This is a genomic window from Arthrobacter roseus (genome assembly GCF_016907875.1).
Lineage (GTDB): Bacteria > Actinomycetota > Actinomycetes > Actinomycetales > Micrococcaceae > Arthrobacter_J > Arthrobacter_J roseus.
Genome location: NZ_JAFBCU010000001.1, coordinates 513,898 through 540,879 on the forward strand (window position 1 = coordinate 513,898; position 26,982 = coordinate 540,879).

General features: G+C 60.6%; 27 protein-coding genes and 1 tRNA gene. 14 read left to right on the top strand and 14 right to left on the bottom strand.

The features are described 5' to 3' along the window. Positions 1-60: 60 nt before the first annotated feature. Entirely contained in the window at positions 61-708 is a 648-nt protein-coding gene (locus JOE65_RS02645; protein WP_205161784.1) for a hypothetical protein, read from the bottom strand. Between the two features lie 291 nt (positions 709-999). On the opposite strand from JOE65_RS02645, the gene JOE65_RS02650 reads away from it, so the two are divergent. Both JOE65_RS02650 and JOE65_RS02655 read left to right on the top strand, forming a co-directional pair. After that, a complete protein-coding gene (locus JOE65_RS02650; protein WP_205161785.1) occupies positions 1,000-2,607 on the top strand; it encodes a substrate-binding domain-containing protein in 1,608 nt (535 codons plus the stop codon). 88 nt (positions 2,608-2,695) lie between these two features. Next, a tRNA-Lys gene (locus JOE65_RS02655) sits at positions 2,696-2,768 on the top strand. Between the two features lie 116 nt (positions 2,769-2,884). Here the strand turns inward: JOE65_RS02655 and JOE65_RS02660 are convergent. Next, positions 2,885-3,643, bottom strand: a complete 759-nt coding sequence (locus JOE65_RS02660; RefSeq protein WP_205163988.1) for a ZIP family metal transporter — start codon at positions 3,641-3,643, stop codon at positions 2,885-2,887. Between the two features lie 260 nt (positions 3,644-3,903). Between JOE65_RS02660 and JOE65_RS02665 the strand changes: the two genes are divergently transcribed. Then, the gene (locus tag JOE65_RS02665) at positions 3,904-5,280 is read left to right on the top strand and encodes an NAD(P)/FAD-dependent oxidoreductase (protein WP_205161786.1); all 1,377 of its coding nucleotides are present in this window, start codon (positions 3,904-3,906) and stop codon (positions 5,278-5,280) included. Positions 5,281-5,316: 36 nt separating this feature from the next. Then, positions 5,317-5,865 (top strand): hypothetical protein, encoded by a 549-nt coding sequence (locus tag JOE65_RS02670; RefSeq protein WP_205161787.1) that lies wholly within the window; start codon positions 5,317-5,319, stop codon positions 5,863-5,865. Here JOE65_RS02670 and glsA read toward each other — a convergent pair. Beyond that, a complete protein-coding gene (gene glsA, locus JOE65_RS02675) occupies positions 5,849-7,675 on the bottom strand; it encodes a glutaminase A (RefSeq protein ID WP_205161788.1) in 1,827 nt (608 codons plus the stop codon). The two genes, JOE65_RS02670 and glsA, sit on opposite strands and share 17 nt — an antisense overlap. Positions 7,676-7,765: 90 nt before the next feature. Between glsA and JOE65_RS02680 the strand changes: the two genes are divergently transcribed. The 3 genes from JOE65_RS02680 to JOE65_RS02690 all read left to right on the top strand — a co-directional run bounded on the left by JOE65_RS02680 (position 7,766) and on the right by JOE65_RS02690 (position 9,615). Further along, positions 7,766-8,053 carry a GNAT family N-acetyltransferase gene (locus tag JOE65_RS02680; RefSeq protein WP_205161789.1) on the top strand — a complete coding sequence of 96 codons (288 nt, stop codon included), beginning with the start codon at positions 7,766-7,768 and terminating at the stop codon, positions 8,051-8,053. A gap of 78 nt (positions 8,054-8,131) precedes the next feature. Beyond that, positions 8,132-8,893 (top strand): hypothetical protein, encoded by a 762-nt coding sequence (locus tag JOE65_RS02685; protein ID WP_205161790.1) that lies wholly within the window; start codon positions 8,132-8,134, stop codon positions 8,891-8,893. Beyond that, positions 8,890-9,615, top strand: coding sequence for a hypothetical protein (locus JOE65_RS02690; protein WP_205161791.1), 726 nt, complete (start codon positions 8,890-8,892; stop codon positions 9,613-9,615). The genes JOE65_RS02685 and JOE65_RS02690 overlap by 4 nt, the downstream gene beginning before the upstream one ends. Positions 9,616-9,794: 179 nt before the next feature. Here the strand turns inward: JOE65_RS02690 and JOE65_RS02695 are convergent, their stop codons facing one another. Both JOE65_RS02695 and JOE65_RS02700 read right to left on the bottom strand, forming a co-directional pair. Further along, a complete protein-coding gene (locus JOE65_RS02695; protein WP_205161792.1) occupies positions 9,795-10,553 on the bottom strand; it encodes a phosphoenolpyruvate-utilizing N-terminal domain-containing protein in 759 nt (252 codons plus the stop codon). 57 nt (positions 10,554-10,610) lie between these two features. Further along, positions 10,611-10,862 (bottom strand): DUF6458 family protein, encoded by a 252-nt coding sequence (locus JOE65_RS02700; RefSeq protein WP_205161793.1) that lies wholly within the window; start codon positions 10,860-10,862, stop codon positions 10,611-10,613. Positions 10,863-11,055: 193 nt separating this feature from the next. Here JOE65_RS02700 and JOE65_RS02705 point away from each other — a divergent pair, with 193 nt between their 5' ends. Further along, on the top strand, positions 11,056-11,313 hold the full coding sequence (locus tag JOE65_RS02705; RefSeq protein WP_205161794.1) for a GlsB/YeaQ/YmgE family stress response membrane protein: 258 nt from the start codon (positions 11,056-11,058) through the stop codon (positions 11,311-11,313). Between the two features lie 112 nt (positions 11,314-11,425). Further along, the gene (locus tag JOE65_RS02710) at positions 11,426-12,196 is read left to right on the top strand and encodes a hypothetical protein (protein WP_205161795.1); all 771 of its coding nucleotides are present in this window, start codon (positions 11,426-11,428) and stop codon (positions 12,194-12,196) included. A gap of 15 nt (positions 12,197-12,211) precedes the next feature. Here JOE65_RS02710 and JOE65_RS02715 read toward each other — a convergent pair whose 3' ends face one another. Beyond that, positions 12,212-13,471, bottom strand: a complete 1,260-nt coding sequence (locus JOE65_RS02715) for a DUF445 domain-containing protein (RefSeq protein WP_420827482.1) — start codon at positions 13,469-13,471, stop codon at positions 12,212-12,214. Between the two features lie 104 nt (positions 13,472-13,575). Between JOE65_RS02715 and JOE65_RS02720 the strand changes: the two genes are divergently transcribed. Genes JOE65_RS02720 through JOE65_RS02730 form a run of 3 tightly spaced genes read left to right on the top strand, consistent with a single transcriptional unit; the run spans position 13,576 to position 16,754 of the window. Continuing rightward, positions 13,576-14,487 (top strand): glycerophosphodiester phosphodiesterase, encoded by a 912-nt coding sequence (locus tag JOE65_RS02720; protein ID WP_205161796.1) that lies wholly within the window; start codon positions 13,576-13,578, stop codon positions 14,485-14,487. A 12-nt stretch (positions 14,488-14,499) separates the two neighbouring features. Beyond that, on the top strand, positions 14,500-16,320 hold the full coding sequence (locus tag JOE65_RS02725) for a glycoside hydrolase family 15 protein (protein ID WP_205161797.1): 1,821 nt from the start codon (positions 14,500-14,502) through the stop codon (positions 16,318-16,320). Between the two features lie 29 nt (positions 16,321-16,349). Beyond that, positions 16,350-16,754, top strand: a complete 405-nt coding sequence (locus JOE65_RS02730; RefSeq protein ID WP_205161798.1) for a DoxX family protein — start codon at positions 16,350-16,352, stop codon at positions 16,752-16,754. On the opposite strand, the gene JOE65_RS02735 is transcribed toward JOE65_RS02730, so the two are convergent. Then, positions 16,714-17,184 carry a pyridoxamine 5'-phosphate oxidase family protein gene (locus JOE65_RS02735; RefSeq protein ID WP_205161799.1) on the bottom strand — a complete coding sequence of 157 codons (471 nt, stop codon included), beginning with the start codon at positions 17,182-17,184 and terminating at the stop codon, positions 16,714-16,716. The two genes, JOE65_RS02730 and JOE65_RS02735, sit on opposite strands and share 41 nt — an antisense overlap. 124 nt (positions 17,185-17,308) lie before the next feature. Between JOE65_RS02735 and JOE65_RS02740 the strand changes: the two genes are divergently transcribed. Continuing rightward, entirely contained in the window at positions 17,309-18,937 is a 1,629-nt protein-coding gene (locus tag JOE65_RS02740) for a GAF domain-containing sensor histidine kinase (protein ID WP_205161800.1), read from the top strand. Here JOE65_RS02740 and JOE65_RS02745 read toward each other — a convergent pair. Beyond that, on the bottom strand, positions 18,934-19,575 hold the full coding sequence (locus JOE65_RS02745) for a response regulator (protein WP_205161801.1): 642 nt from the start codon (positions 19,573-19,575) through the stop codon (positions 18,934-18,936). The two genes, JOE65_RS02740 and JOE65_RS02745, sit on opposite strands and share 4 nt — an antisense overlap. A 279-nt stretch (positions 19,576-19,854) precedes the next feature. Here JOE65_RS02745 and JOE65_RS02750 point away from each other — a divergent pair, with 279 nt between their 5' ends. Next, the gene (locus tag JOE65_RS02750) at positions 19,855-20,694 is read left to right on the top strand and encodes a universal stress protein (protein ID WP_205161802.1); all 840 of its coding nucleotides are present in this window, start codon (positions 19,855-19,857) and stop codon (positions 20,692-20,694) included. Positions 20,695-20,750: 56 nt separating this feature from the next. On the opposite strand, the gene JOE65_RS02755 is transcribed toward JOE65_RS02750, so the two are convergent. The 6 genes from JOE65_RS02755 to JOE65_RS02780 form a co-directional block, all read right to left on the bottom strand. Further along, positions 20,751-21,932 carry a zinc-dependent alcohol dehydrogenase gene (locus tag JOE65_RS02755; protein WP_205161803.1) on the bottom strand — a complete coding sequence of 394 codons (1,182 nt, stop codon included), beginning with the start codon at positions 21,930-21,932 and terminating at the stop codon, positions 20,751-20,753. 79 nt (positions 21,933-22,011) lie between these two features. Continuing rightward, positions 22,012-23,148, bottom strand: coding sequence for an acetate/propionate family kinase (locus JOE65_RS02760; protein ID WP_205161804.1), 1,137 nt, complete (start codon positions 23,146-23,148; stop codon positions 22,012-22,014). Beyond that, the gene (gene pta, locus JOE65_RS02765; protein ID WP_205161805.1) at positions 23,142-25,232 is read right to left on the bottom strand and encodes a phosphate acetyltransferase; all 2,091 of its coding nucleotides are present in this window, start codon (positions 25,230-25,232) and stop codon (positions 23,142-23,144) included. Before pta ends, JOE65_RS02760 begins: the two co-directional genes overlap by 7 nt. Before the next feature lie 4 nt (positions 25,233-25,236). Next, positions 25,237-25,575 (bottom strand): hypothetical protein, encoded by a 339-nt coding sequence (locus JOE65_RS02770; RefSeq protein WP_205161806.1) that lies wholly within the window; start codon positions 25,573-25,575, stop codon positions 25,237-25,239. 167 nt (positions 25,576-25,742) lie between these two features. Next, positions 25,743-26,516 carry a CDP-alcohol phosphatidyltransferase family protein gene (locus JOE65_RS02775; protein WP_205161807.1) on the bottom strand — a complete coding sequence of 258 codons (774 nt, stop codon included), beginning with the start codon at positions 26,514-26,516 and terminating at the stop codon, positions 25,743-25,745. Next, positions 26,513-26,977, bottom strand: a complete 465-nt coding sequence (locus JOE65_RS02780) for a hypothetical protein (protein WP_205164243.1) — start codon at positions 26,975-26,977, stop codon at positions 26,513-26,515. Before JOE65_RS02780 ends, JOE65_RS02775 begins: the two co-directional genes overlap by 4 nt. Between the last annotated feature and the right edge of the window lie 5 nt (positions 26,978-26,982).

Sequence of the window (26,982 nt, forward strand, 5' to 3'; positions counted from 1 at the left end):
CACCTTCAGTTTTCTCTCTCGAGCCGGTTGTTGTCAACACATCCCCGATTGCAAAAGCACTTAATCAAGATCGCCGCGGCGCCACGCTGCCGCCGCATGCTCAAGGTCCTCTGCCGTTTTGATCAGCTGCTGAGAGTTGCGCGTCAGGAACGCGGCGTTTGTCTCCCCAGAATGCTCCGCAGCATCGGCATGATTGGCCTGGCCGAGCGCAAGAACGCGGCAGAAAGCCGCGAAACGTTCCAGTGCGACGTCGAAATCCCCCTCAAAAGCACCGGACAGAATGGTGTTGGCCATGTCCTGGACTTCCTTCTCTCCAGGGGGTTCTGCTACGCCGGCTACGACGTTGGAAACCTGAGCGGTTTCTTTTCCGGCCTTGAAATACGCAGCTATCCGCTCAGGATTACGCTGGGTTGCCGCGCGAAGAGCGTACAGCCGCCAGAGAGCCCCGGGAAGTGAGCGTGCGGGACTTTCAGCCCAGAGTTCAGCAACAGCTTCGAGCCCTTGCACGTCAGCAAGTTCCACCAACCGCTGTGTAACCTCCGGGTCGTCGCTCTGCCGGCCGCGGTGCACCAAAGCCTGAGCGGCCAGATGCGCCGCTTCGGATACCCGGGCCGGGTCCGCGCCGCCTGAAAAAACCTCGAAATCCGCGGGAGCGAACGGCTTCGGTTTGTGATGTCTTGGACCTTCGCCGTACTGGTTGCCACTCATGCTCTGAGGATACTCCTGCGCTCACAACGGGTCGAGGGAGCCCGGCCCTGAAAGACTATGAACCTGCTCAGTGGCGATGATCACGGTATGGACATAAATCGGTCGTACAAGACAACTTGCCATAACATGTGTACTATTTTGACCAGTTACATTTTGCGCGGGGGATCAAAATAACGTCGGTCCAAGGACCAGCGGGGGCTGGGGCTTCCCGAATCAACTGAGGCTTGAAACAAACGCGCACAAATGGTTCCAGGGGACAACGTCATCCATCGCATTCAGGAAGAAAAACACATGGGCCGTCATCAAACCAAGTCCAGACGTCCGCTTCGTTTCTGGGCAATCGTCATGGGTGTCGCGGGAGTTGCGACGCTCACTGGGGGAATGCTCTCTACTGGGTTCCTCGGCAGTTTTGGCTCGTGTGAGGAACCAGAACTGTTCACGATCGCTACCGAAAATGACATGGCGTCAGTCCTGCATGAAGTAACGTCCGCGCAGTCCGCCAGCGAATGCACTCAGTTCACCGTCATTGCAGCTGGACATGAGGCCACGGCAGCCAAGGTTACCGAGGGCAAGGAAACTCCGGATCTGTGGCTGGCGGACAGCTCCACTCGTGTTCGCCATGTCTCGAGCAAAACCGAACCTGTGCAGATTGCCAACGACTTTGCCGCAACGCCAGCCGTCATCGTGGGCAAGAAGGGGTCCCTTGCGGAGCCCGCTTCTTGGCTGACCATTCTGCAGGACGACGACGTCCTGCTCGGAAGCCCGGCAAAAACTTCCAGTGGTGAGCTGGCGCTGCTGAATCTCCTCGGAGAAGCCGCAGCGGGAACCGTGGACCCGGCAACCGTTCAAAGCCTGCTCCCGCTGCTGGCTCAACGCGGTGCAGCATCACCGCCGGATGATGTGCAACTCATGCGTGAGGTCGCCGATGAAGGCGGCGCCGCCGTCGTGACGGAACAGAGCTGGACTCGGTTCAGCGATGATGCAGCAGCAAGTGACCTCGCGCCCGTGGTTCCAGCCACGGGTAGCGCGTTCCTCGACTACCCGCTCGTTGCCACTGCCGGGTCCGAAGACCGCCGTGCCAGTGCCGTTGAAGCTGGGAAGAAACTGACTGAGTGGCTCAAGGAAGACCGGGGCCAGAGTAGCCTCAGCACCGCTGGCTTCCGACCCGCCAAGGATGAATCGCTTTCGAACGATCGGGGTGTGGGAGCTGTTGCTGCACTCAAGGAGCCGGCGGCGAAGAACGTAGACGAGGCACTTCAAGCGCTTGGTCGAGCAGCAATGCCCTACCGTAGTCTCGTAGTCATAGACGTCTCCGGATCCATGGGCACCAAGGCCGGGCCCGCCACCCGAATGCAGCTGACGGAGAAGGCTGCAGCCATAGGCAGTTCGCTGTTCCCGGACAATACGTCCATGGGCCTCTGGGCGTTCTCCACCAACCGCGGCCCGAATGGCGAGGATTATAAGGAGCTTCTGCCCATTCGCCCGCTGAGCACAAAGGTAGACAGTCTGACGCAGCGTGAATTGCTCGTCGATGGAGTGGACAATCTCAGCAGCTTGGTTGGCGGTTTCACGGGTCTATATGACACCACGCTCGCGGCGTTCCGCACTGTGCAGGCTGGGTATGACCCTCAGTCCGTCAACAGCGTCATTATTTTGACCGACGGCGCTAATCAGGACGATAACTCCATTGACCTGGCACAACTGCTCGAGGCGCTGAAGACGGAGCAGGACCCCACTCGTCCCGTAATTGTCGTGACGCTTGGTATCACCGAGGACGCCGACGCGGAAACGCTTAAGCAAATCTCAGCAGTGACCGGTGGCAGCAGCTATACAGCTGTCGAGCCCGACAAAATTCCGACGGTGTTCGTTGACGCACTGCGGGCACGAACGGCTAAGTAGTCACTTGAGTTGCTGTCAGGCCAACAAGGTGCGCTAAAGTTGGGGATGGTCAATTTGGACTCGGCAATAGCCGCCCGGATTGACTGGAGGGCCTTTAGCTCAGTTGGTAGAGCATCGGACTTTTAATCCGTGGGTCGCGGGTTCGAGCCCCGCAGGGCCCACCCTCCTCGCGAAGAGACAGACCCCGGAACACGTGAATCGTGTTCCGGGGTCTGTCTCTTTAAATGCCACGCCCGCGCCTCCTACGCGCGGAGCGGTAGGAACGGCAGGACAGGGGCTAACTTGCTGTGATCCCCTGAAGAATGAACGAGGCAAGAAAGCCCAGGGCCGCAATGAGCCCGGTGAGCATGTGCTGTTTCTCGAATGCCTCTGGGATCATGGTGTCCGCGACCATGGCGAGGATTGCACCGGCGGCTGTCGCAGTGATGAAGGCAAGAGTAGGCCCGCTGGCGTTATCGAGCAGAGCGAAACCGAGCAGGGCCGAGGCGCCGCACGCCATCGCAATTCCGCTCCACAGGAAGAAAACATACTTAGCACTACGACCAGCCTTCTTCATCCCAGCGGTGCTTGACAGTCCTTCGGGGATGTTGGATATGAAAATCGCTGCCAAGACCGCCGGGTTCACCGCACCGGTCGTCACCAATCCGACGCCGAGGACCACGGACTCAGGTATCCCGTCGAGGAGAGCGCCAAGAGCGATCGCATTACCGCTGCCGCCTTGGTCCTGCTCCGACGGTTGCTGAGTGCCGGAACGCTTTCGATGTTTGGCTCCCCGACGCGCCAGAATCGTGTTGGCCCCAACATAGACGATCGCTCCCATGAGAAAACCGAGTGCGGTGGGCCATAAGCCACCGGTCTCGCGAGCCTCAGCGACGAGTTCGAAGGATAGCGCTGAGATGAGTACGCCTGCGCCAAACGCCATGACCAGGGCCACTACCTTGTCCGGCACCGTCCATTTCCAGGCAATCGCGCAACCTAGAACGAGCGCTGCGCCCGCGACGGTCCCCCACGCGAGGGCCTGGAACCAGCCTGGAATACTCATGGTCAGACTCTAGTCACGACATTCGTGCGACAAAAGCGCGGCGGAGGTGCAGACACGTTGTTTCGGGACCACGCGTCTGCACCTCCGCCACGCATTGGCGCGAGGGCGTCCGCCGGAAAGCACCCGTGCAGTAGTAAGGGTGCTGCCCTTGTTCTTAGCGGCCAGAATGGGCAGACTGGGTTTAAGAACCGGCATGGACGGATCGAGCACCGATTCGTTGGCCGATCAGCAGTGGGTGGAAGGAAGGCGGACACATGACTTCATCCGGGAAGACCCGAGTTCTCATTCTGGGCGGCGGATACGTGGGCTTGTACACAGCGTGGGGCCTCCAGAAGCAACTGGGCAATGTGCCGCTGGATATCACGGTGCTCGAGCCAAACCCTTACATGACGTATCAGCCGCTGCTGCCCGAGGTGGCTGGCGGCCACGTCCTTTCGAGCGACGTCGCGGTCAACCTCCGCCGGACGTTGAAGAAGTGCCACGTCCTGCGGGGCGAACTCGCCAGTCTGGACTGCGAGGCCCGTACGGCTGAGGCTCTGCTGATGGGCGGCAAGCGCGAAACGTTGACCTATGACCACGTTGTTTTTGCTCTGGGCGCCATCACCCGTGTGTTTCCCACCCCGGGTCTTGAGGAGCACGCCGTCGGCTTCAAGACCATTGAGGAGGCGGACTATGTCCGCAACACCATGCTGAACAACGTTGCTTTGGCGGCAGCTACATCGGACCCGGAAGTACGACGGCGGGCGCTGACCTTCGTTTTCATTGGCGGCGGGTATACGGGAGTGGAGGCCATGGCCGAGCTGCACGACCTATCCAAGACGGCCATCAAGGACTACCCGGAGTTGGAGGAGAAGGACCTCACCTGGGTACTTGTCGAGGCATTGGACCGGGTTGCGCAGGAAGTTGGCCCGGAGCTCTCGGAATGGACTCTTCAGCGGCTGCGTGAGCGCGGCATCGATGTTCGGTTGAAGACCACCATGAAATCCTGCGAGGACTCGGTGGTGGAACTCAGCGACGGTGATAAGTTGCCGTCCGGGTTAATTGTCTGGACCGCCGGTGTCACACCGAACCCGGTGCTCGACAAGACCAATGTTCCTCGTGGTCCCAAGGGGCACGTCAACGCGAACACCAGAATGCAGGTGATCCGCGAGGACGAATCCGTGGTGGAAGGCACCTGGGCTGCCGGCGATAATGCCCAGATTCCCAATCTCACCGAGGAGAAGCAGCCCGCCTATTATCCACCGAATGCGCAGAACGCTGTCCGGCAGGCGAAGCTGCTTGCCCGAAACATTGCTGCGGCTGTGCGCGGCGAAGAGATTCGGGAGTATCGGCACAAGTCGCTCGGTGCTCTGGCCGAGTTCGGCGTGGGAAAAGGCGCTGCGAACATTCGTGGTCTGAAGCTCCGCGGGCTGCCGGCCTGGCTGGCACACCGGGCCTATCACGGCATGGCCCTGCCCACGTTCAACCGCAAATGGCGGGTCATCACTCGGTGGTTGACGGACGCCGTCGCCAAACCGAATGTCTCATCGTTGGCCGCGGTCGAGAATCCTCGTCGGGATTTCGTGGAAGGATTGCGGGAGCAGCGGGAACAACGGGAACGCCAGGATCGTGAGAAGAAGCAGGACGGTTGACGTACAACTGTTGACGCAAGAGGAAGGACCGTGGACATGCTGGTTTTGTTGATAGCTGGCATTGCCATTGCGTTGACGGCAATTGGTACAGCTGTTGCGGTTAACGCCGCTGCCTCGCGGCAGCATGGTGGGGACGCGATTTTTTGGTACGGGTTTGTCGGCGTCACGGCGCTGATCGCTGAAGTGGTGTGGCTTGCGGTCGCTGAGCCGTCGTTGGCTGCCTTAGGCGTCGTTTTTGCTGCTGCCTGGACAGGAGCAGCGAGCTGGTGGCTCGCAAGGACTTACCGGCGACGCCGGGTGGACCTACGTCAGTCACTGACCGATGCGCGTTGGCGAGAATTGGAAAAACGGCACGACGTCGTCGTTTCGCGATGGGCTGCCTACGAACTGGATCCGGCGTTGGCTATTGCCCACCCGGAGCTGACGGACGCGCGGGTACCGGAGGTCGCGGCTGTGATCCGGGCTCTCAAGCGGGCCACGCGGGCGCGGAACCGCCTGGCTGACCGCGGCGCGTACGCGCGGTCGGTGGAGGATCTCGAGGTCGCGTTCGACACTGCGGAGGGCGGGATCAGTCTCGGGTCCTGACGGCCATTTCCCGCAGTTGCTGATCAACCCTGACGTAGGCGTCTCTGGTGAGTGCCTTCCAGAGGGCGACGGATAACCGAGGGTTCTCTTCTTCCAGCGTGTCGATCGTTGCGGCTTCGAGTAGCTTGATCGATACCTTGCCGACAGCCTTCACCGTAGTCTCTTGACGGTCCTCGCTGCCCAGCGCCAGCTCACCGAACGTCATGCCGGCGGAAAGCTTGGCTGTCTGTACCCGGTCCCCTGAGGTGTCTCTGAGAAAACCGGCCACGGTCCCGGACTCAATGAAGTGGACGCCGCCAAACTTTTGTCCCACACGTCGAATGATGTCGCCGGCGTCGTAGGTGCGTTCCACCATGAGTTCCTGAAGGGCATTGGCGTCGGCATCGCTCATGGTTCCCAGTGCGGGACTGTTGCGGGCTTCTACCTTCGAGGGTAGGCAGAGTTCATTTCCGTAGCGGCGAATCAGTGTGGATTCACACCATTCGACGGCTCCTGAGCGAGTGTCGAAGACGGGTACCGGCGATTTTTCGTGTTCCGGTGTCGACTCGAGGTAGGAGGCTACTTTGGACTCGGGGTCAACTAGGAGGAGCGTGCGGTTCTCATTTTTTAGTTCCTGCCAGGCAGATACGAGCATGCGGAGACTGATTTCGGCTACTTCGTCTACCCGACGGATGTCGAGGACCACGTGTTCCACGTCGGCGGGTAATTCGGTAATGGCCCGTACCATTGCTTCCGCTCCCGCGAAGAGTAGGTCACCCTGGAGTTCGAGCACTCTGGCGCGGTATCCGTGCTCCTCGAGAACTTCTGCGGATTCGTCGTTGCGCCGAATGCCGGAGGGCGCGTTGGTGATGGGGTAGCTGCTGCGAACTGTCGATCGACCGGTCCTGCCAGCACGGACAAAGTGAAGTTCCAGTTCACGCGAGATGCGTTCGCACGCCGCCATGCCGCGTACGCTGTGGCCGAACGCGTCCAGTGGTGGTGCGAAGACAGCTAGCCCCACCTGGCCGGGGAGGACCGCAATGATGCCGCCGCCAACGCCGGATTTGGCTGGCATCCCAACGCTCGTCACCCATTCGCCGGCGGCGTCGTACATGCCGCAGGTGGTCATGACACTGAGTACGCGCTCGACGACGTCCACTTCCATGACGCGCTGTCCAATGAAAGGATTCACGCCGTTATTGGCCAGAGTTGCGGCCATCACTGCGAGGTCCCGGCAGTCCACCTGTACGGAGCACTGCATGAAGTAGTCCTTCAGGACCGGGTTGGGGTCCGTCTCGAGAATGCCGAAGTTCCGCAGCATGTGACCGATGGCGCGGTTGCGGTGGCCGTTGACGAGCTCGGAGGTGAAGACGTCGTCGTCGATGTCAAGATCCCGGCCCGCGTAGGAGGAGTAGGCGTTCAGGATGCGGGTTGGTCGCGATCCGTTGGTGCCCCCGCGTACCAGCGAGACGGCTGCTATGGCGCCCGCGTTGATCATCGGGTTCATGGGCCGGCCGGTGCCGGGTTCTAGAGAGATCTCGTTGAATGAGTCTCCGGAGGGTTCCACGTCGATCTTTTCATCCACGGCCTCAAACCCGATGTCCTCCAGCGCCAATGCGTAGGTGAAGGGCTTCGAGATGGACTGGATGCTGAAATTTGTCCGCGTGTCTCCGGTCTCGTAGACGTAGCCGTCCACGGTTGCCAAAGTGATGCCAAAAAGGTCCGGATTCACGGTTGCCAGTTCCGGTATGTACGACGCCGGTTCTCCACCGTTTATTTTCAGGGTTTCGTGATGGACGTCCTCAAGGAACTTCTCGATTGGCGACTTCATTCCATAAGGCTAGCCGGGCCCGCGCCCGGTGCGGTACCACGTGAACGCGGCGATCTTGTCACGGACGCGCACAAGTGGGACGCTCGCAGTATGAACGAGGACAACACAGTAATCAGGAACGAAGAGCGGAACCGCTATGAGATCACCGTGGATGGGGACGTGGCCGGGTTCATCGATTTCCGTGAGGGCGAGGGGTACATGGATTTTGTGCACACAGAGGTCAAGGAGAACTTTTCCGGTCAGGGATTGGCAGGCCAGTTGACCAAGGGGGCGGTTTCTGACGCCGTCTCGACGGGTGCCATGGTGAAGCCGACGTGTACCTACGTGGCTAAGTGGTTTCAGAAGCATCCAGAGTTCCGGGAGTACGTAGCCGATTAGGTCCGGGCACAAGCTGACCCCGCCTTCTACGTATGGGGGGACAGCAGAAAGCGGGGCCAGTGAAACCAGTATAGTTGCATGCTGGTAGTCCACGTCCAATCGGAAGGTTTCATGACTGTTCCGGCCAAGTCTTTTCAACGATGGCGACTCGACGTTGCGCCCGAAACCACCCTGGCTGAGCTTTGCCGGCAGGCTGGTCTCAAGAGGACCACCCTCGCCCAGCAACTGGTGCGCGGAAAGGTAAGTGTTTCCGCGGTCGTAGCGATTTCCCGGGGCATCGGACTGTATCCCGTGAACGAGTTGTCGTTCTTCGACCGGTTCAGTGATGTGGCTGCGGGGGTTCGTGCGCCGACAATGGTGGAGTTGCTGAGCCAAGTCTCACACCTGGATGTCATGGCGTACCTTGTTCAGCGGAGCCGGGCCAGCAGTGGGGGATCTCCGGAGCCCCAGCTCGGAGCCTTTCCGCATGCAGCTTCGGTGCGGATGTGGCTTGAGGCCATAGATCGCGGAGATCTTCGGCAGGCCGTGGCGAATGTGAGCGGTGTTGCGCCACAGAACATTTCGGCAGCAGTCAGCGTAAACCGGCTGAGTCCTCATTTGGCTGTTGTCTCAGCGCGCCTAGCCGAAGTGTCGTTGACCAGCGGCCTTGTTGTCACTGGCGTCCTCACGCCAGAAGAGGGCGGTTGGGCTAGTGGTGGCCGCAGTGCTGCGCTTAAGCAGATGAGTGATGGCGAACTCGTGGCACTGACACAGGGAAGACTTGAGGAAATGGCCAAGGCCGTCAGGAAGCATGAGCGGGATGAAGAACGCAGCCGTGAAGTCTGCGAGACACTGGGATGAACGCTGATGTCATCAAATATGTGGTGCTCGCAGTGGTCTTCGTTGGACTGCTGATGCGGTTGAAACCGACTATCGAGGGTAGGAACAACAGCATTTTCATTGCTCTTGCCCTCATGTTTCTCGGGATCGCGTTGAGTATCGAATCTATTTACCTGGTCGTGGATGGCACCCTTGGCGGGCACAATTACGCCAACCTCGTGATCCGCTTTGTGGTGTTCATTGCTTTCCTCATTTTCGGCGTCAAGATGGCAAAGGCCTTCAGTGCCCCATGGGCTGGCTGGTTGATCGTTGGTCCTGTTGGCCTTGTTGTACTCGGTGCGTGTGCGGTGCTGGCCATCGTGTTCTTCGTCATGAGCGACCTGCCTCAGTCGTCGGTGGGTCTTCACGACTATGGCAACCAAGAACTGGTCCAGTGGTACGGCAGAGTCGGCAGGATTTACCCCGCGTATGTGGCAGCCTGCTTGATAGTGCCTGCGGCCACGTGCGCGTTGTCCAGCAGTGCTGCGGCGTTCACTCGGACCGCTGCGGCTTTTTTGGCAGCGGCCTTTTCCATCATGACGTGCTATGAAATTGGTCGGGAGCTCTGGTTGGTTCATGGCATCTGGGATGTCATCCTTCCCTTCGGCGCGGCGTTCTTATTGGCAGTCGGCCTGATCCTTTTCGTCGTTGCGCGCTATAGCGCGCAACGGACCAAGCGACCCAAAGCGTTACCCGACTGTTAGGTGGATCTGTTACAAATTCATACTAGAAGCTGTAGATTATGGATATGTAACGTCCGCGAACCATTGAAGGCAATGGGGGGTCGAGGGATTACAGCGGGGGAGCGTGCTGGTGGCTGGTGGGTGCCGCCATCACGCGATTTCACCGAGGAAAGCCCGCTTGGGCACAGGCCGGGGACCAGTCACAACGAACGGGTGACTGGTCCCCTTCCGTGTCCGGCCCAGAGCGAGGCGGCCATGCGCTCGGACTCACCGGGCTCCCGGATGACGTCGCCAGAGGTCCCGTCCAGGTAAACCGTGGCACCATCGCCCAGCGACTCGGTGCCACGGACTCCAACAACGGTGGGAATGCCAAAATTTCTGGCTAGCACAGCGGTCTCAGACTGTGGCCCACCGGACGTTGTGACAATGCCGATAACGATGGCGGGATCAAGGGTGGCAGCATCAGCCGGAGCCAGATAGGTGGCAGCAAGGATGAACGGCACGCCTGGGGAGGGCACTGCCGCGGCCGGTTGGCCACGCAACTCCGCCACAATGCGCGACCGTACGTCCAGGACATCCGGCATGCGTCGAGCCATGTAGCCACCCAGCCCCTTGAGCATCTCAGCGACTTGACCGCCGGCCTCCCAGATGGACCGCTCCGCGCTGACCCCAGCGACAATTTCAGCGTTGGCTGACTGCAACAGCATGGGATCAGCGGCCATGAGCGCTGTCGTTTCAAGCAGGGCTTTCGCATCACCACCTGCTGTATCCGCACGAGAATGCAGTTCGGCCTGAACCGCTCGGGCTGCGTCCGTCAGTCTGGCCAACTCCGCTTCTACGCTTGTCCCAGAACGGTCCCAAGTTTCACCCTCATCGGGAGCCTCGACGGCAGGGGCCATGCGGTAGACGGGGCCGACTACTCGGCCGGGGCAGATGCCCGTTCCCGCAAACTTCTCCATCTCGTCCTTCCGAACGGGATTTCCGTCCCGCGTTGTTGAGATCGTCAGGTGCGTTGTCTAGATGTCGTCGCGGGTTTCGTGCCGGGTGACGCGCTCGCCGGTGCCAGGGTCCTGAACGGTACGAGACTCAGTGGTTCGGCGCTGGCGGCGGGGTGCGCTCATCAACAGGGAGATGATGAGGCCAAGGACACCTACACCCATGAGGATGTATCCAACGAGTGTGAGGTCGATGAAGCTGATTATGTCTGCAACCGCGAATGCGAGAATTGCGCCGAGCGCAATCAAGACAATGGAAGTACCGATTCTCATGTTGTGCTCCCTGATTCTAGTGACTACTGGGGTATGACGTGCACTCCACAGCATACTGTTGGTTGTGATGGAAGTGGCCTAGCATCGTGAGCATTTTGCCATATCCACAAGTATGCTTATAGAGTGATACGTCGCTTCACCTTCTGCCCATCTGGGCGGGAAATGTTTTGTCATCACAAGTAGAGGAGTAGTCATGGTTGATTTTCTGGTCTTTCTTCTGTTGGGGTTGGTGGCCGGTGCCATCGCCAAGTTGATCCTTCCCGGGAAACAGGGCGGCGGATGGATCGCAACTCTGATCCTCGGCGTCATCGGTGCTCTCCTGGGAGGATTCATCGGCGGCATGTTTGGCTCAGGCACAGAAGGCTTCAATTTCATGTCGATCCTGTGGGCCGTTATCGGCGCACTCATCGTTCTGGTTGTTTGGGGTTTCATCTCCAAGCGCCGCGCCTAAGACCTCGACATCGTATAGTCAGCTGACGTAAATACGTCGATGCGAAGGCCGGAAGCCCATGCTTCCGGCCTTCGTTGTTTCTCTACAGGAGCTCAAGCCACCAGGAGGATCCATGTCCAGGGAGAAGAAACCCACCGCCGCCGAGAAGGCAGCACGCAGCGCCATCTTCGACAACGAGGGCAAGCCCAAACCCGGCGTCCAGCGCGTCCTGGAGCGGGCAGTTGATGTGCAGCGCCCCGCAGTTCTGTCGAATATCCGCCGCCTGCGCAAAAAGCATCCGGACGCCAGCGCTGCCGAACTGTCCAAAAAACTTGAACGCAGCTATCTCGCCGCCGTCACCACCAGCGGTGCAGCGGTTGGGGCGACGGCGGCGGTCCCCGCTGTCGGCACGGTCGCTGCGCTCGGGCTGTCCGGCGTCGCCGTCGTCGGCTTCCTTGAGGCCACCGCCCTTTACGCGCAGTCCATCGCCGAACTCCATGGAGTGCAGACAGCGGATCCGGAGCGGGCCAAAACGCTGGTCATGGCGGTATTGCTCGGGGAAGAGGGCAGCGCGCTCATGCAGACCCTTTCCGGATCATCCGGCCATGCCACGCAGCACTGGGGGAATGTGCTCGGAAGCAGTATGCCCAGCGGCATGATGGGCGGCATCGGGCGACAGATCCGCAGCCGGTTCCTGAAGAAGTTCCTCGCCAAGCAAGGCACCGCCATGCTGGGACGCGTCATCCCCTTCGGCATCGGTGCAGCCGTGGGCGGCGCTGGCAATCACCTCATGGGCAAGGCCGTCATCAGGTCCACCCGGGAAGCGTTCGGGCCAGCTCCGGAAACCATCCCGGGCGAACTTCTCCACGATCTCAATGCCCCCATCGAGAGGTTCAGGGAGTAGGCAGACACCGCACAACTACCCGAAGACCGCGTGCGCCAGTGAGAAGATGGCGAGCCCCGCTATGGCACCAACTACCGTGCCGTTGATGCGGATGAACTGCAGGTCACGGCCCACCTGAAGCTCGATCTTCCTAGACGTTTCAACGCCGTCCCATCTCCCCACAGTTTCCGAGATGACGCCGGCGATATCGCTCCGGTAGGTGCGCACCAGGTAGCCGGCGCCGTCGGAAACCCAGCTGTTGACCTTCGTCGCGAGCGGACGGTCCGTCGTGAGGCGCTGACCAAAGTCTCGGACGGCGGCCGTGAAGTTTCGGGTGAGATCGGTGTCGGGGTCGCTGACGGACTCGAGTAGCGACTCCTTGATAGTGGTCCAGATGCGGGCCATCAGCTCTGACACGCGAGGATCGTTGGCCAACTGCTCCTTGATGTCCTCAGCCTTCGCGATCACCGAAGGATCGTGTTGAAGATCGTGCGCCAGCGTCTTGAGCCAGGTGTCGAGCGAGCACCGTACCTGGTGGTCTGGATTCTGCTGGACAGCCCGTACGAATTTACTCAACTCGTTGTAGATGCGCTCACCCACCAGGCCGTCCACGAATCCCGGCACCCAATGGGGTTTCCGCTCCGCGACCAGTTCGGTGACGGCGTCGTGATTTGCGGCCATCCACTCCTGGGCGCGGTCCACGAGCAGATCCACCAGCCGGTGATGATGGCCGTCATCGAAAACACGTTCGGCAAGACGGCCCACAGGAGGTCCCCACCGTGGACTGAGAACGTGCTTCCGGAACATCGATTCCAGAACATCCTGAACAGCCTGGTCATCCAGGACAGCGAACGCGGCGCGAATGGCGGCCGCGCCCTCACGGGCCACGCGTTCAGCGTTTACGGGACGGGCGAACCAAGTCCCGGATGCCTCCGCAATCTTCAGAGATCGGACTTTTTCCTCGACCACCGCCTCGGACAGAAAGTTCTCCTCGACGAAGCTGCCCAGAGATGCCCCGATCTGGTCTTTGCGTCGCGGAATGATCGCCGTATGTGGGATCTTGAGGCCCATGGGGTGACGGAACAACGCCGTCACCGCAAACCAGTCCGCCAGAGCACCCACCATTCCACCCTCGGCAGCAGCCCGGACGTAGACCAGCCACGGATACGTGTCTTCCAGCGCGAACGCGACGACGAAAATTACCGCCATCCCTGCCAACAGCGAAGTGGCCACGAACTTCATACGACCAAGGGCAGCAGCGCGGACGGCGTCCGCAGTGGACAAGGGCGCGCTCACAACCCCTCCTGTGCCGGTACGGTTTCAGACATGGTCCAAGTTAACCACTTCCCACTGACAGTCAACGCGGTATGGCGCAGATCCCGTGGCGTACGTTTAACTCCATGAAGCCGACGATCTTTGCTCACCGCGGCGCCAGCGGTGAGTACGCGGAACACACCCGCGCCGCCTACGTGCAGGCGCTCGCCGAAGGGGCGGACGGTCTTGAATGTGACGTCCACCTGACCGGCGACGAAGTTCTGGTCTGTATCCATGACAACACCCTTGACCGCACGTCCAATGGGACGGGCGACGTGGAGGACCAAACGCTCGATGAGCTGCGCTCACTGGACTTCAGCTCGTGGAAAGGTGCCTACATCCCGCCCGAGTTGGGTGCGCCGTCGGAACAGTTGCTCACACTGGAAGAGTTGCTGGATCTTGCCCGTCAGGCCGGACATCCGCTGGAGCTCGCCATTGAACTCAAGCATCCAAGCCCCTTCGGGATGCGTCTGGAGGAGGAAGTCCTTGGGTTCCTGACGCGTCAGGGGTGGAACGCGGAAACATCCGTTGTGGACAACATCACCGTCCACTTCATGGGCTTCAACCCTGATGCCGCCAAGCATTTGCTGGAATACGGAGTTCCACCGCGTTTTCTGTGTCAGCTCGTCGCGGATGTGAAGCCGGAGGAGGTCAAGGACGAAATTCGCTTTGACCTCATTACCGCGGGCGCCGTCATGACGCTCTTGCGCCGTGCGCTGAAAGAGGGTGAGAACATGATCCGGGATGGAGCCGTCGGCGTTGCGGGACCCGGCGTGGACTACGTGCGGGATCATCCAGACCGTGTTCGGGAATGGATCACCAGCGGCAGGATTGTGCGCGTGTGGACTGTGAACGAACCGGCCGACGTCCAGCTGATGCACGACGTCGGCGTTCAGGAAATCACCACGGACTACCCAGCCAGAGTGCGGTCGCAACTGGATGAGTTGTCACGCCGCCCAGACCGTCAGGATGAGCGCGCTGGATCACCCCTGATGTGATTGAGTATGTTCATGGCATCTCCAATCGAGGACTACGCGCTCATTTCGGACCTGCACACCGGTGCACTGTTGTCGCGGGACGGAAGTATGGACTGGTTGTGCTTCCCGCGGTATGACTCGGGATCCTCTTTCGCTGCTCTTCTAGGCACCAAAGACCACGGTCGATGGCTCCTGGCGCCGTCGTCGTCGCCGTCGTCGTCGTCGTCGGAAAACGGTGCATCCGTCGTCAGCCGCACCTACATCCAAGGTACGTTCGTCCTCCAGACGCAGTGGCGGACGGACAGTGGCGAAGTGCTCGTCACCGAGTTCATGCCGGTGGGGGACCGACGCGCATCAGTGATCCGCCGCGTCGAGGGCATCAGCGGACGCGTCACGATGGGCCACGAACTTGAAATCCGCTTCGGTTACGGAAGCATCCTGCCGTGGGTGAGTAAAGCACACGACGACGACGGCAAACTCCTGCTCGCCATCGCAGGCCCTGACGCGCTGGTGCTAAGGGCCCCGGATTTGCCCAAGGCATCAGGGCACAGTCACATCGGTGAGTTCACTGTGGAGCAGGGCCAGAGCTATGACATGGAGCTGGTCTGGTACCCGTCTCACCGTGAGCCTCCTCGAATGATCGACGTCGACCAGATGCTGAAGGACACCGTCAGTTATTGGCAGGGGTGGAGTGCCAGCTGTGTGGAGCGTGGTCGGTTCGATGCGATCGTGCAACGTTCCTTACTGGTCCTGCGCGCTCTGACGCATGAGGATACGGGCGGCATCGTTGCCGCGGCGACCACCTCTTTGCCGGAGACCTTCGGCGGAGAGCGCAATTGGGACTACCGTTACTGCTGGTTGCGCGATGCCGCGCTGACGCTCACGGCCATGATGACCCATGGGTTGCAGGAAGAGGCCCTGCAATGGCGGAATTGGCTGTTGCGCGCCATCGCGGGGGATCCTGCCGATCTGCAGATCATGTACGGAGTCGCGGGGGAAAGGCGTCTGCCGGAACTCGAACTCAAGCACCTGCCCGGCTACGCCGACTCCACGCCAGTACGGATTGGAAACGGTGCGGTCACTCAGTACCAGGCCGACGTCGTGGGCGAAGTCATGGTGGCGCTGGAGAAGCTGCGTGAACTGGGCGTCAAGGAGGATCATTTCTCCTGGCCGCTCCAGCGAGCTCTCCTGACCTATGTGGAGGAAAACTACGCCGAGAAAGACCACGGTATCTGGGAGATGCGGGGCGAAAAGCAGTACTTCACGCATTCACGGGTGATGATGTGGGCTGCACTGAACAGTGGCGTTCGCGCAGTTCTCGACCACGGGCTGAAAGGGCCCGTCGAAAAATGGAAGAAGCTCCAGGACACGCTGCACGAAGAAATCATGGAGCACGGCTATAACCGTGAGATCGGTTCCTTCACCCAAACGTACGGCTCCACTCATGTGGACGCTTCGTTGCTGCAGCTGCCCCAGGTGGGCTTCATCGATTACGACGACGAGCTGATGCTTTCCACCGTCGAGCGGCTGGAGAAGGACCTGGTGTTCGATAGCGGTCTGATTTTGCGCTACCGCACGGACAGCGGCATGGACGGATTGTCCGGGCAGGAATACCCGTTCCTTGCATGTTCTTTTTGGCTCGTGGAGCAGTACGCCCGGTCTAACCGCTATGACGAGGCAGACGGGCTCATGAACAAACTCGTTGGATACTGCAACGAACTGGGCCTGATGAGCGAAGAGTACGACACCGAAGAGATGCGGATGGCGGGCAATTTTCCGCAGGCCTTCTCCCACCTGGCGCTTGTGCGGGCAGCTGATGCCATGCATGGCATCAAGCAGGACCCCAAAGACTGACCAGCCCCTTACCCACTGAAAGAGCCACCATGAACCGCCAAACCCTGTCTGCTGCGGGACTCGCCGCACTCCTCGCAGTCTCAGCGGTCAGTCATCGGCTCCAGCCCACGTTCTACTACTCGGTGGTGCCGCGCAGCCTCTGCACCGACAAGGACGGCCGGTTCGGCGTCATGACTCGTGAACAGTGGATCGCTGTTTCGGCCGTTCCGGAGGTCGCGGCGGCCGTCGGACTGTTGATCCCGGCCACACGTACGACGGCGGCAGTCGCCACGGCGGTGATGTTCACCGGTTTTACTGCTGCTCACCTCAGCGGATTGCGCCGTGCTTTCGGTCCACGCGGTTCCCGCAGGGATCGTGTGATCAATGCAGTGCGTCTGCCGCTTCAAGCGCCGCTTATCGCGTGGGCCTGGAGTCTTCGCCGCGGGTCGGCGTGAACGCTCGACCACTGATTGTTTCTGGGACGAGGCGCATAAACCGGTCCTTCCGCCCGCTTTCCCAAGGGTGTAGCGGCAAACGCACACTGGCTATGAGCTCTGAGGTCACGGCAATCGTTGCGGCGCTACCTTTGACCACAACGCTCCAGACAGTTTCTTGATGCGGTCCCTCTTCCTCAACGCTTCCTGGGGTGCCACCTGCAATCAGTCCGTCTGCTTCCAGGGCTGCTGGTGATTTCTCCGCCGCGTGTGATTTGGTGCCCTCGGATGTTCTGTAAACGATAGTTCCATGGTCAACGACGAAGTTGATGGGGAAAATCTCCGGTTGGCCATCGATGCAGAGCGCAAGACGTCCTACTGGTGCGTCACGCAGGAATGCCCAGCACTCGTTGTCGGTAAGGATCCTTGCAGGTGTGGGTTCAGCTTCCATACTGTGACACTATGAAAGCTCTGTCACAGCCAATAGGGCCGTTCGGCCCTATTGGTGACGTACTAGTCAGGCATGACAGCAGGGAGCTTCGAGTGCGGACACCATTGAGCAAGCATTCCCGACCATGAACGATTACTCTCTTGCTTCCGGAACACCTGCTGGTATAGGTGATTTGCTCGCGGCGTTCGCTGCCATGGCCGACGACATCGATCTGGACACAGTCCTCGAGCGTGTCATCTCCGCGGCATGCCAGTTGGTCGATGCCCGTTTCGGAGCCTTGGGCGTCATTGGACCGGATCGCATGCTCAGCCACTTCATTACCGTCGGACTCCGGGATGACGAGGTCCAGAGGATCGGTGCTCTTCCCACAGGGCACGGTGTTCTTGGGTTGCTCATGAGTGAACCCCACCCTGTGAGGCTCAGCGATCTGCGTCAGCACCTTCGTGCCACAGGTTTCCCCGCCAATCATCCCCAAATGTCGTCATTCCTGGGTGTACCGATCCGTATTCATGGGACAGTTTTCGGCAACCTTTACCTCACTGAGAAGAACGGAGGAGCTGACTTCTCGGTGACGGATGAGCAACTTGTTGTCGCTCTAGCGGCGGCCGCTGGCGTCGCAATCGAAAATTCGCGACTATTTGACGAGGCTACGCGCAGGACGCGGTGGCTCGAAGGCGGTCTCAACGCTGCGCATGAACTCCTCGAGCAGACGGATGATGCCCGCAATGACCTCGAACTTATCGTTCATCACGCCCTTTACGCATCCCACAGTGCTATCACCATGATCCTTCGCGATTTCGGCGCTAACGGCGACATCATTTGTGAAGCTGCGGATGGGATGAAAGCCGGTCAATTTGTTGGACGATCAAGTGCTGACAGCACAGTGCTCGACGGCATGACGGCTGCGTCAAATCCGCTTCGACTGACGTTAGAGGACCTTGATCTTCTACTTCCGGAGATCTCGCAGGGAACGATCGAGACGGCTCTGTGCACGAGACTTGCAGGGACAGAGCAGCGACAGTTTCTCCTCATCGCTCGGGCGAACGGATCCCCCGAGTTCGCTGCCGTCGACCACGAGATGATGCGGTCCTTCACCTCCCACGTGTCCCTGGCCCTTGAATTACTCCGCGTTCACCGGGAGCGCGAACAGGAAGCGGTCTTTGGCGACCGTGATCGTATCGCACGAGACCTGCATGATGTGGTGATACAGCGTCTATTTGCAGCAGGACTCAGCATCCAGAGCCTGCGTAAATTCCTTCCCGACCGGGAGCCTCTGGAGCGGATCACAGCGGTAACTGCCGAACTAGACGCAACAATCAGGGAGCTGCGCGACACCATCTACTCGTTGCGCTCGATTCCGCAAATCACCCCAACCTTCACCTCAAGTATCTTTGCCCTCGTCGCGGATGCCTTCGATGGACACGAACTGGAACCAGTTGTCCATCTCTCGGGCCCGCTCGACGCTGCCATCGATCCGGAGCGAGCTGACCACGTGCGGGCAGTTGTTCTCGAGGCACTATCCAATGCACTCCGTCACGCCTCCGCGCGCGCCATCACCATTATGCTCAAGGCCCTCCCGGATCGGCTCGAGCTGAAAATCACCGACGACGGGCGCGGCTTCAGTCAGATCAGTTCCACAAGCGGCCTATCGAATATGCGGCGCCGCGCTGAACTCTGCGGGGGCACCCTGTCCATCTCAAGCTCCGTCGGGAACGGAACGGTAGTCCTTCTGAAGGTGCCCCTGACCATTTAACGCGGTGGATCTGCTGGCCTTGAAATGAAGACCGCGGCTTGGGTACGACGCTGGAAGCCAAGCTTCGCCAGAAGCGAGGACACATAGTTCTTGACTGTCTTCTCCGCCAGAAACAACTCGGTGCCGATCTCCCGGTTTGTCAGACCTCCTCCGATCAACGCGAGCACCTTCTTCTCCTGCGTTGTCAGGCCCGCCAAGCGCGAATCTTCCTCAGGTGCGTCGCGCAGTCCAGCGATGATGCGATCCTTCATCCCTGGTTCGAACAGAGACTCGCCTGCAGCAGCCCGGCGAACTTTCCCTACGAGGTCTGATCCGAGGATTTCCTTGAGAATGTAGCCGGCTGCGCCAGCAAGCACCGCACCCCGAAGCGCCTGATCGTCGTCGTAGCTGGTCAGGATGACGCACTTGAGGGACGAATCAACCGAGCGCACATCCCGACACACCTCGATGCCGCTCCCGTCCGGCAGTCTCGCATCCAAGATCGAGACATCCGGTGATAGTGCAGGAATCCGTCGGGTTGCTTCCTTGGCAGAGCCAGACTCTCCTACAACCACAAAGCCCTCACCTTCTAACAACTCCCGCAGCCCCAACCGAACCAACTCGTGGTCATCGAGTAGGAACACGGTTACGGCCTTCATGCGTTGATTATCCACTCTGCCGGTATTTTGCACTTTTACCTCTCCACCTGACGTTCATTCTCAACCGTCATCAGCATGACGCGGTCTGCTCACGTAGGGCAGAGCCAAAGGTCCCAACCCAGCAGAGGGGCCCTTCGGCCCTATCCGCCCTCATCGGAACGAGCAACGATCGAAGGAGTACTCTCCCTCCCAGCCTAGAACCAACGAGAACGCAGGTTAGTGCAAGGCTCGGTTGCCGAGAGTCCAGCCCCGGTATTGCCAGCTATGAGGAGCGTCAGCATGGACACGATCAACGGTCAGTCAAAACCAATCGTCGTTGGATACGACGGATCGGATGGCTCACGACGCGCCATGCTCTGGGCTGTTCGACATGCGGTAGCTTCAGGTTTGCCTCTCGTTGTCGTCCACTGTTGGGTGTGGCCGTACTTCACCCAGAACCTTGGACCAGTAACGGGCGTCGAGGACAGTGGTTTGCGACGGGAAGCGGAAAAGATCGCTGACGAAGGCCTTGAGCTGGCACGGAAAACTGAGCCGAATGTTGACGTGAGCGCAAGCCTCATCGTTGGTTTTCCCTCCGAAGTGCTGACAAGGATCTCAGTGGAAGCATCCTTACTTGTCACCGGTACCCGCGGTCTCGGAGGGTTTGCTGGATTGCTCATTGGATCGGTGAGTCTCCACCTCGCGGCCAGCGCCTCGTGTCCCATTGTGGTTGTCCGCGACGACCAACCGGAGGGTGACGTCTTGGTCGCCGTCGATGGGTCACCCGAAAGCGACCGATCCGTTACTACCGCTGCCCAGTTGGCTAAGATACTGCTCGTTCCCCTCCGCATCATCCATGTTGCGCCGTACAGCTGGCACGCAGCTGACCGGCGCGGCGATGCCGCGAACGATCCCGTGATGCAACAAGCGGTGAACCTGTTGCCCAGCGATACTGATCTTGCAGTGAGTCAGGACTTGTTCTTAGAGCCGTCAGTGCCTGGCGTCATTGTTCATCAGGCAAAGACTGCCGCCTGCGTGGTTCTTGGGGCCAAAGGACGCAACACGCTGGGTGCCCGGCTCGGATCAACCGTCCACGCAGTCCTGCACCACGCTCAAGGAAACGTCATCGTCGTCCGCTGACCCGGGCCGATAAATCAACCGGTCTCCGGACGGTTCGAAGGAGCTTCACAAGTGGCTCAACGGTTGGGCTCCAGTACAACCTTGATGCAGCCGTCTTGCTTCTTCTGAAACGTCTCGTACATGGCCGGCGCTTCGTCAATGCCTACACGGTGCGTCACCAGGTCCGCCGTTCCCAGTGGATCAGCAGGGTCCTCGACCAGCGGCAGGACGTCGTCGATCCAGTTCTTCACGTTGCACTGACCCATCCGAACACTCAGTTGCTTGTCGAACATGGTGAGCATCGGCATGGGGCTGGTCTGCCCACCGTAAACGCCGCTGAGGGAGAGTGTTCCGCCGCGACGTACTGCATCGATAGCACCATGCAGCGCGGCGAGCCTGTCTGATCCCATCGTCGACATGGCCTTCTGCGCGATCTTGTCCGGCAGCAACCCGACGGCGGCCTGGGCAGCGGCTGCCACAGGGGACCCGTGCGCTTCCATCCCGACGGCGTCAACCACCGAGTCCGGTCCGCGGCCATCAGTCATCTCTCGAAGTTCGTCTCCGGTGTGCTTGGTGAAATCCAATGTTTCCACGCCGTGCCGCTCTGCCATGGTGCGGCGTTCGGGGACTAGGTCGACGCCGATGACCCGGTAACCGAGGTGCGTTCCGATTCGAGCCGCGAACTGCCCCACCGGACCGAGTCCGTAGACGGCGAGCGTGCCGCCGTCGGGCACGTTGGCGTACTTCACTCCCTGCCAGGCGGTGGGAATGATGTCCGAGAGGAAGAGGTAGCGGTCATCGGGAAGTTCGCTGCCTACCTTGATGGGGCCGTAATCCGCGTGAGGTACGCGCAGGTACTGCGCCTGCCCGCCGGGGACCGCGCCGTAGAGCTGCGAGTAGCCGAACATCGCGGCGCCGCTACCCTGATTACGGACCTGCGTGGTCTCGCACTGGGACTGGAGGCCTCGGCGGCACATCCAGCAGGTGCCGCAGGCAATGTTGAAGGGGATGACCACGCGGTCACCGACGACGAGGTTGTTTACGCCCGGGCCCACTTCTTCCACGGTTCCCATGGACTCGTGACCGATGATGTCGCCGGGGGTCATGAAGGGGGTGAGCACTTCATAGAGGTGGAGGTCGGAGCCGCAGATCGCGGTTGAACTGATCTTGATAATGACGTCGGTGGGTTCCAGGATTTTCGGGTCCGGTACCTCTTCGACGCTCACGGACCGGCGTGCCTGCCACGTGACTGCCTTCATGGTCGCTCCTTCTCCTGTGGTTGTGTGCGTTTTCCCAAACTAACTGCTCAGGATGGCCGCCGCCAGAGACTTAGCAAGATCACTGATTATTTTGTTCACCGATGACGGCGGCAGTCGCCTCCGCGATGGCGGCCTCCTCATCGGTCGGGATCACCAGGACGGGGAACGCGGATTCCTCGGTGCTGATTTCGCGTGGTTCGTTGCTCTTTTTACGGTTGGCTGCGTCGTCGAGGCTGATTCCCAGGGCGCCGAGACGCTCGACGACCGACTGTCTGAACTGCCACGAGTTCTCACCGATGCCAGCGGTGAAAACGAGAGCTTGCGCTCCGCCGACGGCCACGTGGTACGCCCCGATGTACTTTGCCAGCCGGTACGAGGCCACTGCCAACGCGATCGCGGCCTGCTCGTCGCCGTCGGCTGCCGCTTCTTCGGTGCTGCGCATGTCGTTGTTGCCAGCCATACCCTTGAGGCCGGAGTCCCGGTTCAGCAGCTGATCCAGATCATCGGTGGAATACCCTTCGCGGGCCAGGAAGATCAGGATCGACGGGTCAATATCGCCAGACCGCGTACCCATGACCAGGCCCTCGAGCGGCGTGAAGCCCATGGACGTGTCGATGCTCTTGCCACCGGAGACTGCCGTGATCGACGCGCCGTTGCCCAGATGCGCCACTATGCCATTGAAGTCCGAGGCACCCACGCCCAGCAGCTTCGCCGCATGCCGAGACACGAATTCGTGCGACGTTCCATGAAAACCGTAGCGGCGGATACCGTACGTTCGGTACAGCTGGTCGGGAATGGCGTAGCGCCAGGCATGCTCGGGCATGGTTTTGTGGAACGCTGTGTCGAATACCGCCACTTGCGGTAACTTGGGCCATTTCTTGGTGATGGCCCTGATTCCCAGGACGTTCGCGGGATTGTGCAGAGGCGCCAGCGGGTTGAGGCGCTCGATGGCTCGCGTGATCTCGTTATTGATCAGTACCGGTTCGCCGAACCGCTCACCGCCGTGCACCACGCGGTGGCCGACGGCGTCGAGAGCACGCTCACCGAGAACCCGCGTTAGCTTCTGATCCACCTGATCGAGTGCCTGGGCGTGGTCTGTCACCTCGGACTCGCCGATCCGTTCAATGAGGCCTTCGGTCAAAACGGAATCATCATTGGTGTCCCTGACCTGATATTTGAGGGATGAGGAACCGGAATTGATGATGAGAATCAGCATGTACTCTCCCTTGAGTTTTCTTGTGCCTGAATAGCCGTGATGGCCACAGTGTTGACGATGTCCTCCACCGTGCATCCCCGCGACAGATCGTTGACGGGTTTCCGTAGCCCCTGCAGGACGGGACCGACGGCGACGGCGCCCGCTGATTGCTGGACCGCTTTGTACGTGTTGTTGCCCGTGTTCAGGTCAGGGAAGATGAAAACGGTGGCTTGTCCGGCCACTTCGGAGTCCGGCATTTTGGAGGCTGCGATGGAAACGTCCACGGCGGCGTCGTACTGAATTGGCCCTTCAACAGCCAAGTCCGGACGCGATTCCCGCACGATTTCCGTGGCCCGCCGAACCTTTTCGACGGCTCCGCCCGAACCCGATGCCCCCGTGGAGTAGGACAACATCGCTATGCGGGGATCCACACCAAACTGTGCGGCAGTCTCAGCCGAGGCGATCGCGATGTCGGCGAGCTGCTCGCTGCTGGGATCCGGGTTCACGGCACAGTCCCCGTAAACCAGGACGCGATCTTGAAGGAGCATCAGGAACACGGAGGAAACGATCTTCACGCCCTCACGCGTGCGGACGAACTCCAATGACGGCCGGATGGTGTTGGCCGTGGTGTTCGCGGCCCCGGAGACCATCCCGTCCACTTCGCCAAGCTGCACCATCATGGTGCCGAAGTAGGCGCCGTCGAGCATGCGCTCACGGGCCTCGTCGAGCGTGACACCCTTGTGCGAGCGCAGCCGCGCGTACTCCAGTGCATACTTTTCCCGGAGCTCAGATGTGGCCTGATTAACCAGGGTCAGCCCGGAAATGTCTATGCCCTGGCTAGCTGCCAACTCGCGGATCTGCCCTTCGGGGCCGAGGATCACGAGGTCACAGACGTCGCGCCGTTGCAGGATTTCCGCGGCCCTGAGGATGCGGGGGTCCAGACCCTCCGGTAAGACGATGGTCCGGCGATGAGACCTGGCGCGCTCGATCAGCTCATGCAGGAAGCGCAGCGGAGTCATCTTCATGGGGCGGGGAAGTTCCAACCGCTCCAGCATTTCCACTTGGTCCACGCCGCGGGACCAGATGCCGAGGGCCGCGGCAGACTTCCTTGGCATGCCCGTGGCGATCTCGCCGCGTACGTCGCTGATCTTGCGGGCGGCCGTGTAGGTGTCGTCGTCAACGGAGAGGACGGGGAACGGTGCTTGCGCGAGCATGGGCAGCAGTTGCGGATCCGGTGTTAGCCCACCGGTCAACAGCAGGGCGGCCGGGACGGGGGCATCAGAGGAGAGCGATGAGGCCAGAGTTGCCAGCATGATGTCAGCGCGGTCCCCGGGGGTGATGACCAGCGAACCGTCGTCCAGGGCGGCAAGGAAATTACTCGCGCTCATGGCGGCCACCTTAATGGAGACGACGTCGCGTTCAAGGGTGGGGCTTCCGGCCAGGTGCCGGGCGTTCAGGGCCGAGACGACCTCAGCGACAGTGGGACGCGAAATTTCCTCAAGTTCAGGCAGCACATAGACGGGCCGCCGGGAGGCTCCGGGTCGAACAGCGGCCCGGATGGCTTCGACGTCGTCCTCCTGGGCGCGATTGACCATCATGGCCAGCAGTGACGCCTTCATTGCGACGAGTTCCTTACGGGCGACGTCGACGGCGTCGGCAGCCTCAGCGACCGTCATGGCCCTGGCATTGACGACGGCGAGGACCATGGCGCCGAGATTGTTCGCGAGACGTGCGTTGAGGTCGAATTCCACGGCGGAATCGTGCCCGGTGAGGTCTGTTCCCTCAATGATGATGACGTCGCACTCGCTGCTCATCTCGCTGTAAACGGCCACGCAGCGGGTGTCGATCTCTTCGCGTTGCCCTGCCACCAGCAGCGCCCGGGCTTCAGCTCGGGTGAGGCCTCCGCGCGACGCCGAGGGGGCCAGGTTGAAGCTGCGCTGCATCAGCTGAACCATCGGGTCCGAGGTGACGTCGTCGCCTTCAACAATGGGGCGGAAGAAACCGATCCTGTCCGCGTGCCGGTGAAGCGTATCAGCTAGGCCCAGACTGATCAGGGACTTGCCTGAACCTGCGGTCATGGCACTTACATAGATTCCTCGGGTCATGTCCTCATCTTGCCAAACGTGCGCCGCGCTGGCCATGATCCGCCGCACACATCACCAAACGGTAGTGAGCGGCTGGAAGTTCTGCATCGCTGCGTCCGCTGTGATCACCGGTGCGCACGATGGTGCACGGTCGGTGATCGCCCATCGCCTTTTGCATCTCGCGTTTGGAGACGAACGCTTGGACCGCGCCGGAGAGTGTAAATCCCAACACCAGCGCCACAGCGTCCCCCAGAACATGAAGAACGCTTCGAGCAAGCTTTGCCCCGCGATTGAGAGCACTGTTACGACGCCTTCCGTTCACTTCTGCGCGCGCGGTGCCGAGATATTGCTTGGGAAATCTCACGGATAACAAACACGTTCCGACCCTTCGGCCCGGTAGAACATGTTGGTATCCGCTCTTCGGCAGGACATCGTTTTTGAATCGGGTTCATCATCGGTCCTCCTTGGCAGCGTGTTTCCAGCGGGACTGCGCTGGCGTGGCCAAGTTACAACCTTGCCGCTAGGACAACGTCAAGCCGGAAAGGCTTCTCCATGTAGTTCGCGCCTGGTGTGGCGGATCTGTCTCAGCACGATCCTCAGGCCGATGATGACTTGTAGTGTTGCGGCCGGACGAATCCGGCGGGACCGTGGCATGTCCTTCATCGCACCTCCGGCAAAACTTGCCACGGTGACGGCGACAACGCTCGCCCCCCATGCCGCGAACGTCGCCGTGCGCAGCCACCCGTTCGGCTCGTGCCGGAGGGTGAACCAGGTCCACAGTGCGGTATCGGCCAGAAAGTCCGCTTGCCGCCCGAACCGGGTCTCAGTACCGGTCTCACGGGAAATCCGCCCATCGAGCCAATCAGTGGTCAGCGCCAGAATCGGCACCGCATTTCCCAGGCGATTCTCCAGTGCTGGAAGGTTCGCACGAATCAGCGTGAGGGTGTTGGCGACCCCAAGTGTGCGCCGGTTCTCCAACATTCCCAAGTGACTGATTGTGAGAAGCCAGCTCGCTGCCACCCAGGTGCGGTGACGCGGATCCGCAAGTGCGGCCAGTCCGGCATGCAGCACGGTCGATTCGAGCAGGGCCCGACGATGATGGAGGGCCTGCCGAACGGAGCGCCTGGTTGCCCGGGCAAGAAATCGTGACCACGCGGTCGGGGTATAGCGACTGGTACGAAGCGTGGACAGGAGCTCATCGGTTGCGGCACGGCTATCTGGTTCGTCCAGGACGCCATCCCTGACAGTCCCTGCCGTGACACCTGCCGGGAACGCATCCAATCTGTCCCCTTCCGAAACGGTCATGGCCCTGGCGGTCCGGCGTTTACTGCGCACTGTGGGTCCGCCGGATGAGGGTGGACACCACGACCACGCAGTGCGCCGGCACTGTCAAGCAGCAGGGTTGCCGCCAAGGCCAAACCTGCAACGATCCCGCTGCCGACCAGCACCATCCGCCACGGGGACGCCGCGAGTCGAGGCCGCAGGAGCGCGAACGGGGCGACCACGACCAGGAACGGGTCGAAATGGTAGGTGGTCGTGGGGTGGGTCACCGCAAGCAGGAACCGTCCAGCGGCGACCGCCAGAGCAACCACCGAACCCAGCCACAATTGCACTGCGATCGAGAGGGTGGGAGTCATTGTCGTTTCGACCGGTGCTGATGCTGAATCGGTCATCACCGTCCGGTCAGCTTCGACCACCAGGAAGCTCCAGATCGGTTCGGTTCCAAGTCCGCGGCCGGGACCTTCGCAACCTTTACTCCGTTCCAAAACGC

Bases quoted from the DNA above. Each gene is read 5' to 3' on its own strand.
- JOE65_RS02730 (WP_205161798.1), top strand. From the start codon at position 16,350: ATGAACCGCCAAACCCTGTCTGCTGCGGGACTCGCCGCACTCCTCGCA.
- JOE65_RS02740 (WP_205161800.1), top strand. From the start codon at position 17,309: ATGAACGATTACTCTCTTGCTTCCGGAACACCTGCTGGTATAGGTGAT.
- JOE65_RS02700 (WP_205161793.1), bottom strand. From the start codon at position 10,862: ATGAGAATCGGTACTTCCATTGTCTTGATTGCGCTCGGCGCAATTCTC.
- JOE65_RS02735 (WP_205161799.1), bottom strand. From the start codon at position 17,184: ATGGAAGCTGAACCCACACCTGCAAGGATCCTTACCGACAACGAGTGC.
- JOE65_RS02670 (WP_205161787.1), top strand. From the start codon at position 5,317: ATGCTGGTTTTGTTGATAGCTGGCATTGCCATTGCGTTGACGGCAATT.
- JOE65_RS02685 (WP_205161790.1), top strand. From the start codon at position 8,132: ATGCTGGTAGTCCACGTCCAATCGGAAGGTTTCATGACTGTTCCGGCC.
- JOE65_RS02760 (WP_205161804.1), bottom strand. From the start codon at position 23,148: ATGCTGATTCTCATCATCAATTCCGGTTCCTCATCCCTCAAATATCAG.
- JOE65_RS02725 (WP_205161797.1), top strand. From the start codon at position 14,500: ATGGCATCTCCAATCGAGGACTACGCGCTCATTTCGGACCTGCACACC.
- glsA (WP_205161788.1), bottom strand. From the start codon at position 7,675: ATGAAGTCGCCAATCGAGAAGTTCCTTGAGGACGTCCATCACGAAACC.
- JOE65_RS02690 (WP_205161791.1), top strand. From the start codon at position 8,890: ATGAACGCTGATGTCATCAAATATGTGGTGCTCGCAGTGGTCTTCGTT.
- JOE65_RS02705 (WP_205161794.1), top strand. From the start codon at position 11,056: ATGGTTGATTTTCTGGTCTTTCTTCTGTTGGGGTTGGTGGCCGGTGCC.
- JOE65_RS02775 (WP_205161807.1), bottom strand. From the start codon at position 26,516: ATGACCGTTTCGGAAGGGGACAGATTGGATGCGTTCCCGGCAGGTGTC.
- JOE65_RS02665 (WP_205161786.1), top strand. From the start codon at position 3,904: ATGACTTCATCCGGGAAGACCCGAGTTCTCATTCTGGGCGGCGGATAC.
- JOE65_RS02680 (WP_205161789.1), top strand. From the start codon at position 7,766: ATGAACGAGGACAACACAGTAATCAGGAACGAAGAGCGGAACCGCTAT.
- JOE65_RS02650 (WP_205161785.1), top strand. From the start codon at position 1,000: ATGGGCCGTCATCAAACCAAGTCCAGACGTCCGCTTCGTTTCTGGGCA.
- JOE65_RS02750 (WP_205161802.1), top strand. From the start codon at position 19,855: ATGGACACGATCAACGGTCAGTCAAAACCAATCGTCGTTGGATACGAC.
- JOE65_RS02710 (WP_205161795.1), top strand. From the start codon at position 11,426: ATGTCCAGGGAGAAGAAACCCACCGCCGCCGAGAAGGCAGCACGCAGC.
- JOE65_RS02645 (WP_205161784.1), bottom strand. From the start codon at position 708: ATGAGTGGCAACCAGTACGGCGAAGGTCCAAGACATCACAAACCGAAG.
- JOE65_RS02755 (WP_205161803.1), bottom strand. From the start codon at position 21,932: ATGAAGGCAGTCACGTGGCAGGCACGCCGGTCCGTGAGCGTCGAAGAG.
- JOE65_RS02745 (WP_205161801.1), bottom strand. From the start codon at position 19,575: ATGAAGGCCGTAACCGTGTTCCTACTCGATGACCACGAGTTGGTTCGG.
- JOE65_RS02720 (WP_205161796.1), top strand. From the start codon at position 13,576: ATGAAGCCGACGATCTTTGCTCACCGCGGCGCCAGCGGTGAGTACGCG.
- JOE65_RS02695 (WP_205161792.1), bottom strand. From the start codon at position 10,553: ATGGAGAAGTTTGCGGGAACGGGCATCTGCCCCGGCCGAGTAGTCGGC.
- pta (WP_205161805.1), bottom strand. From the start codon at position 25,232: ATGACCCGAGGAATCTATGTAAGTGCCATGACCGCAGGTTCAGGCAAG.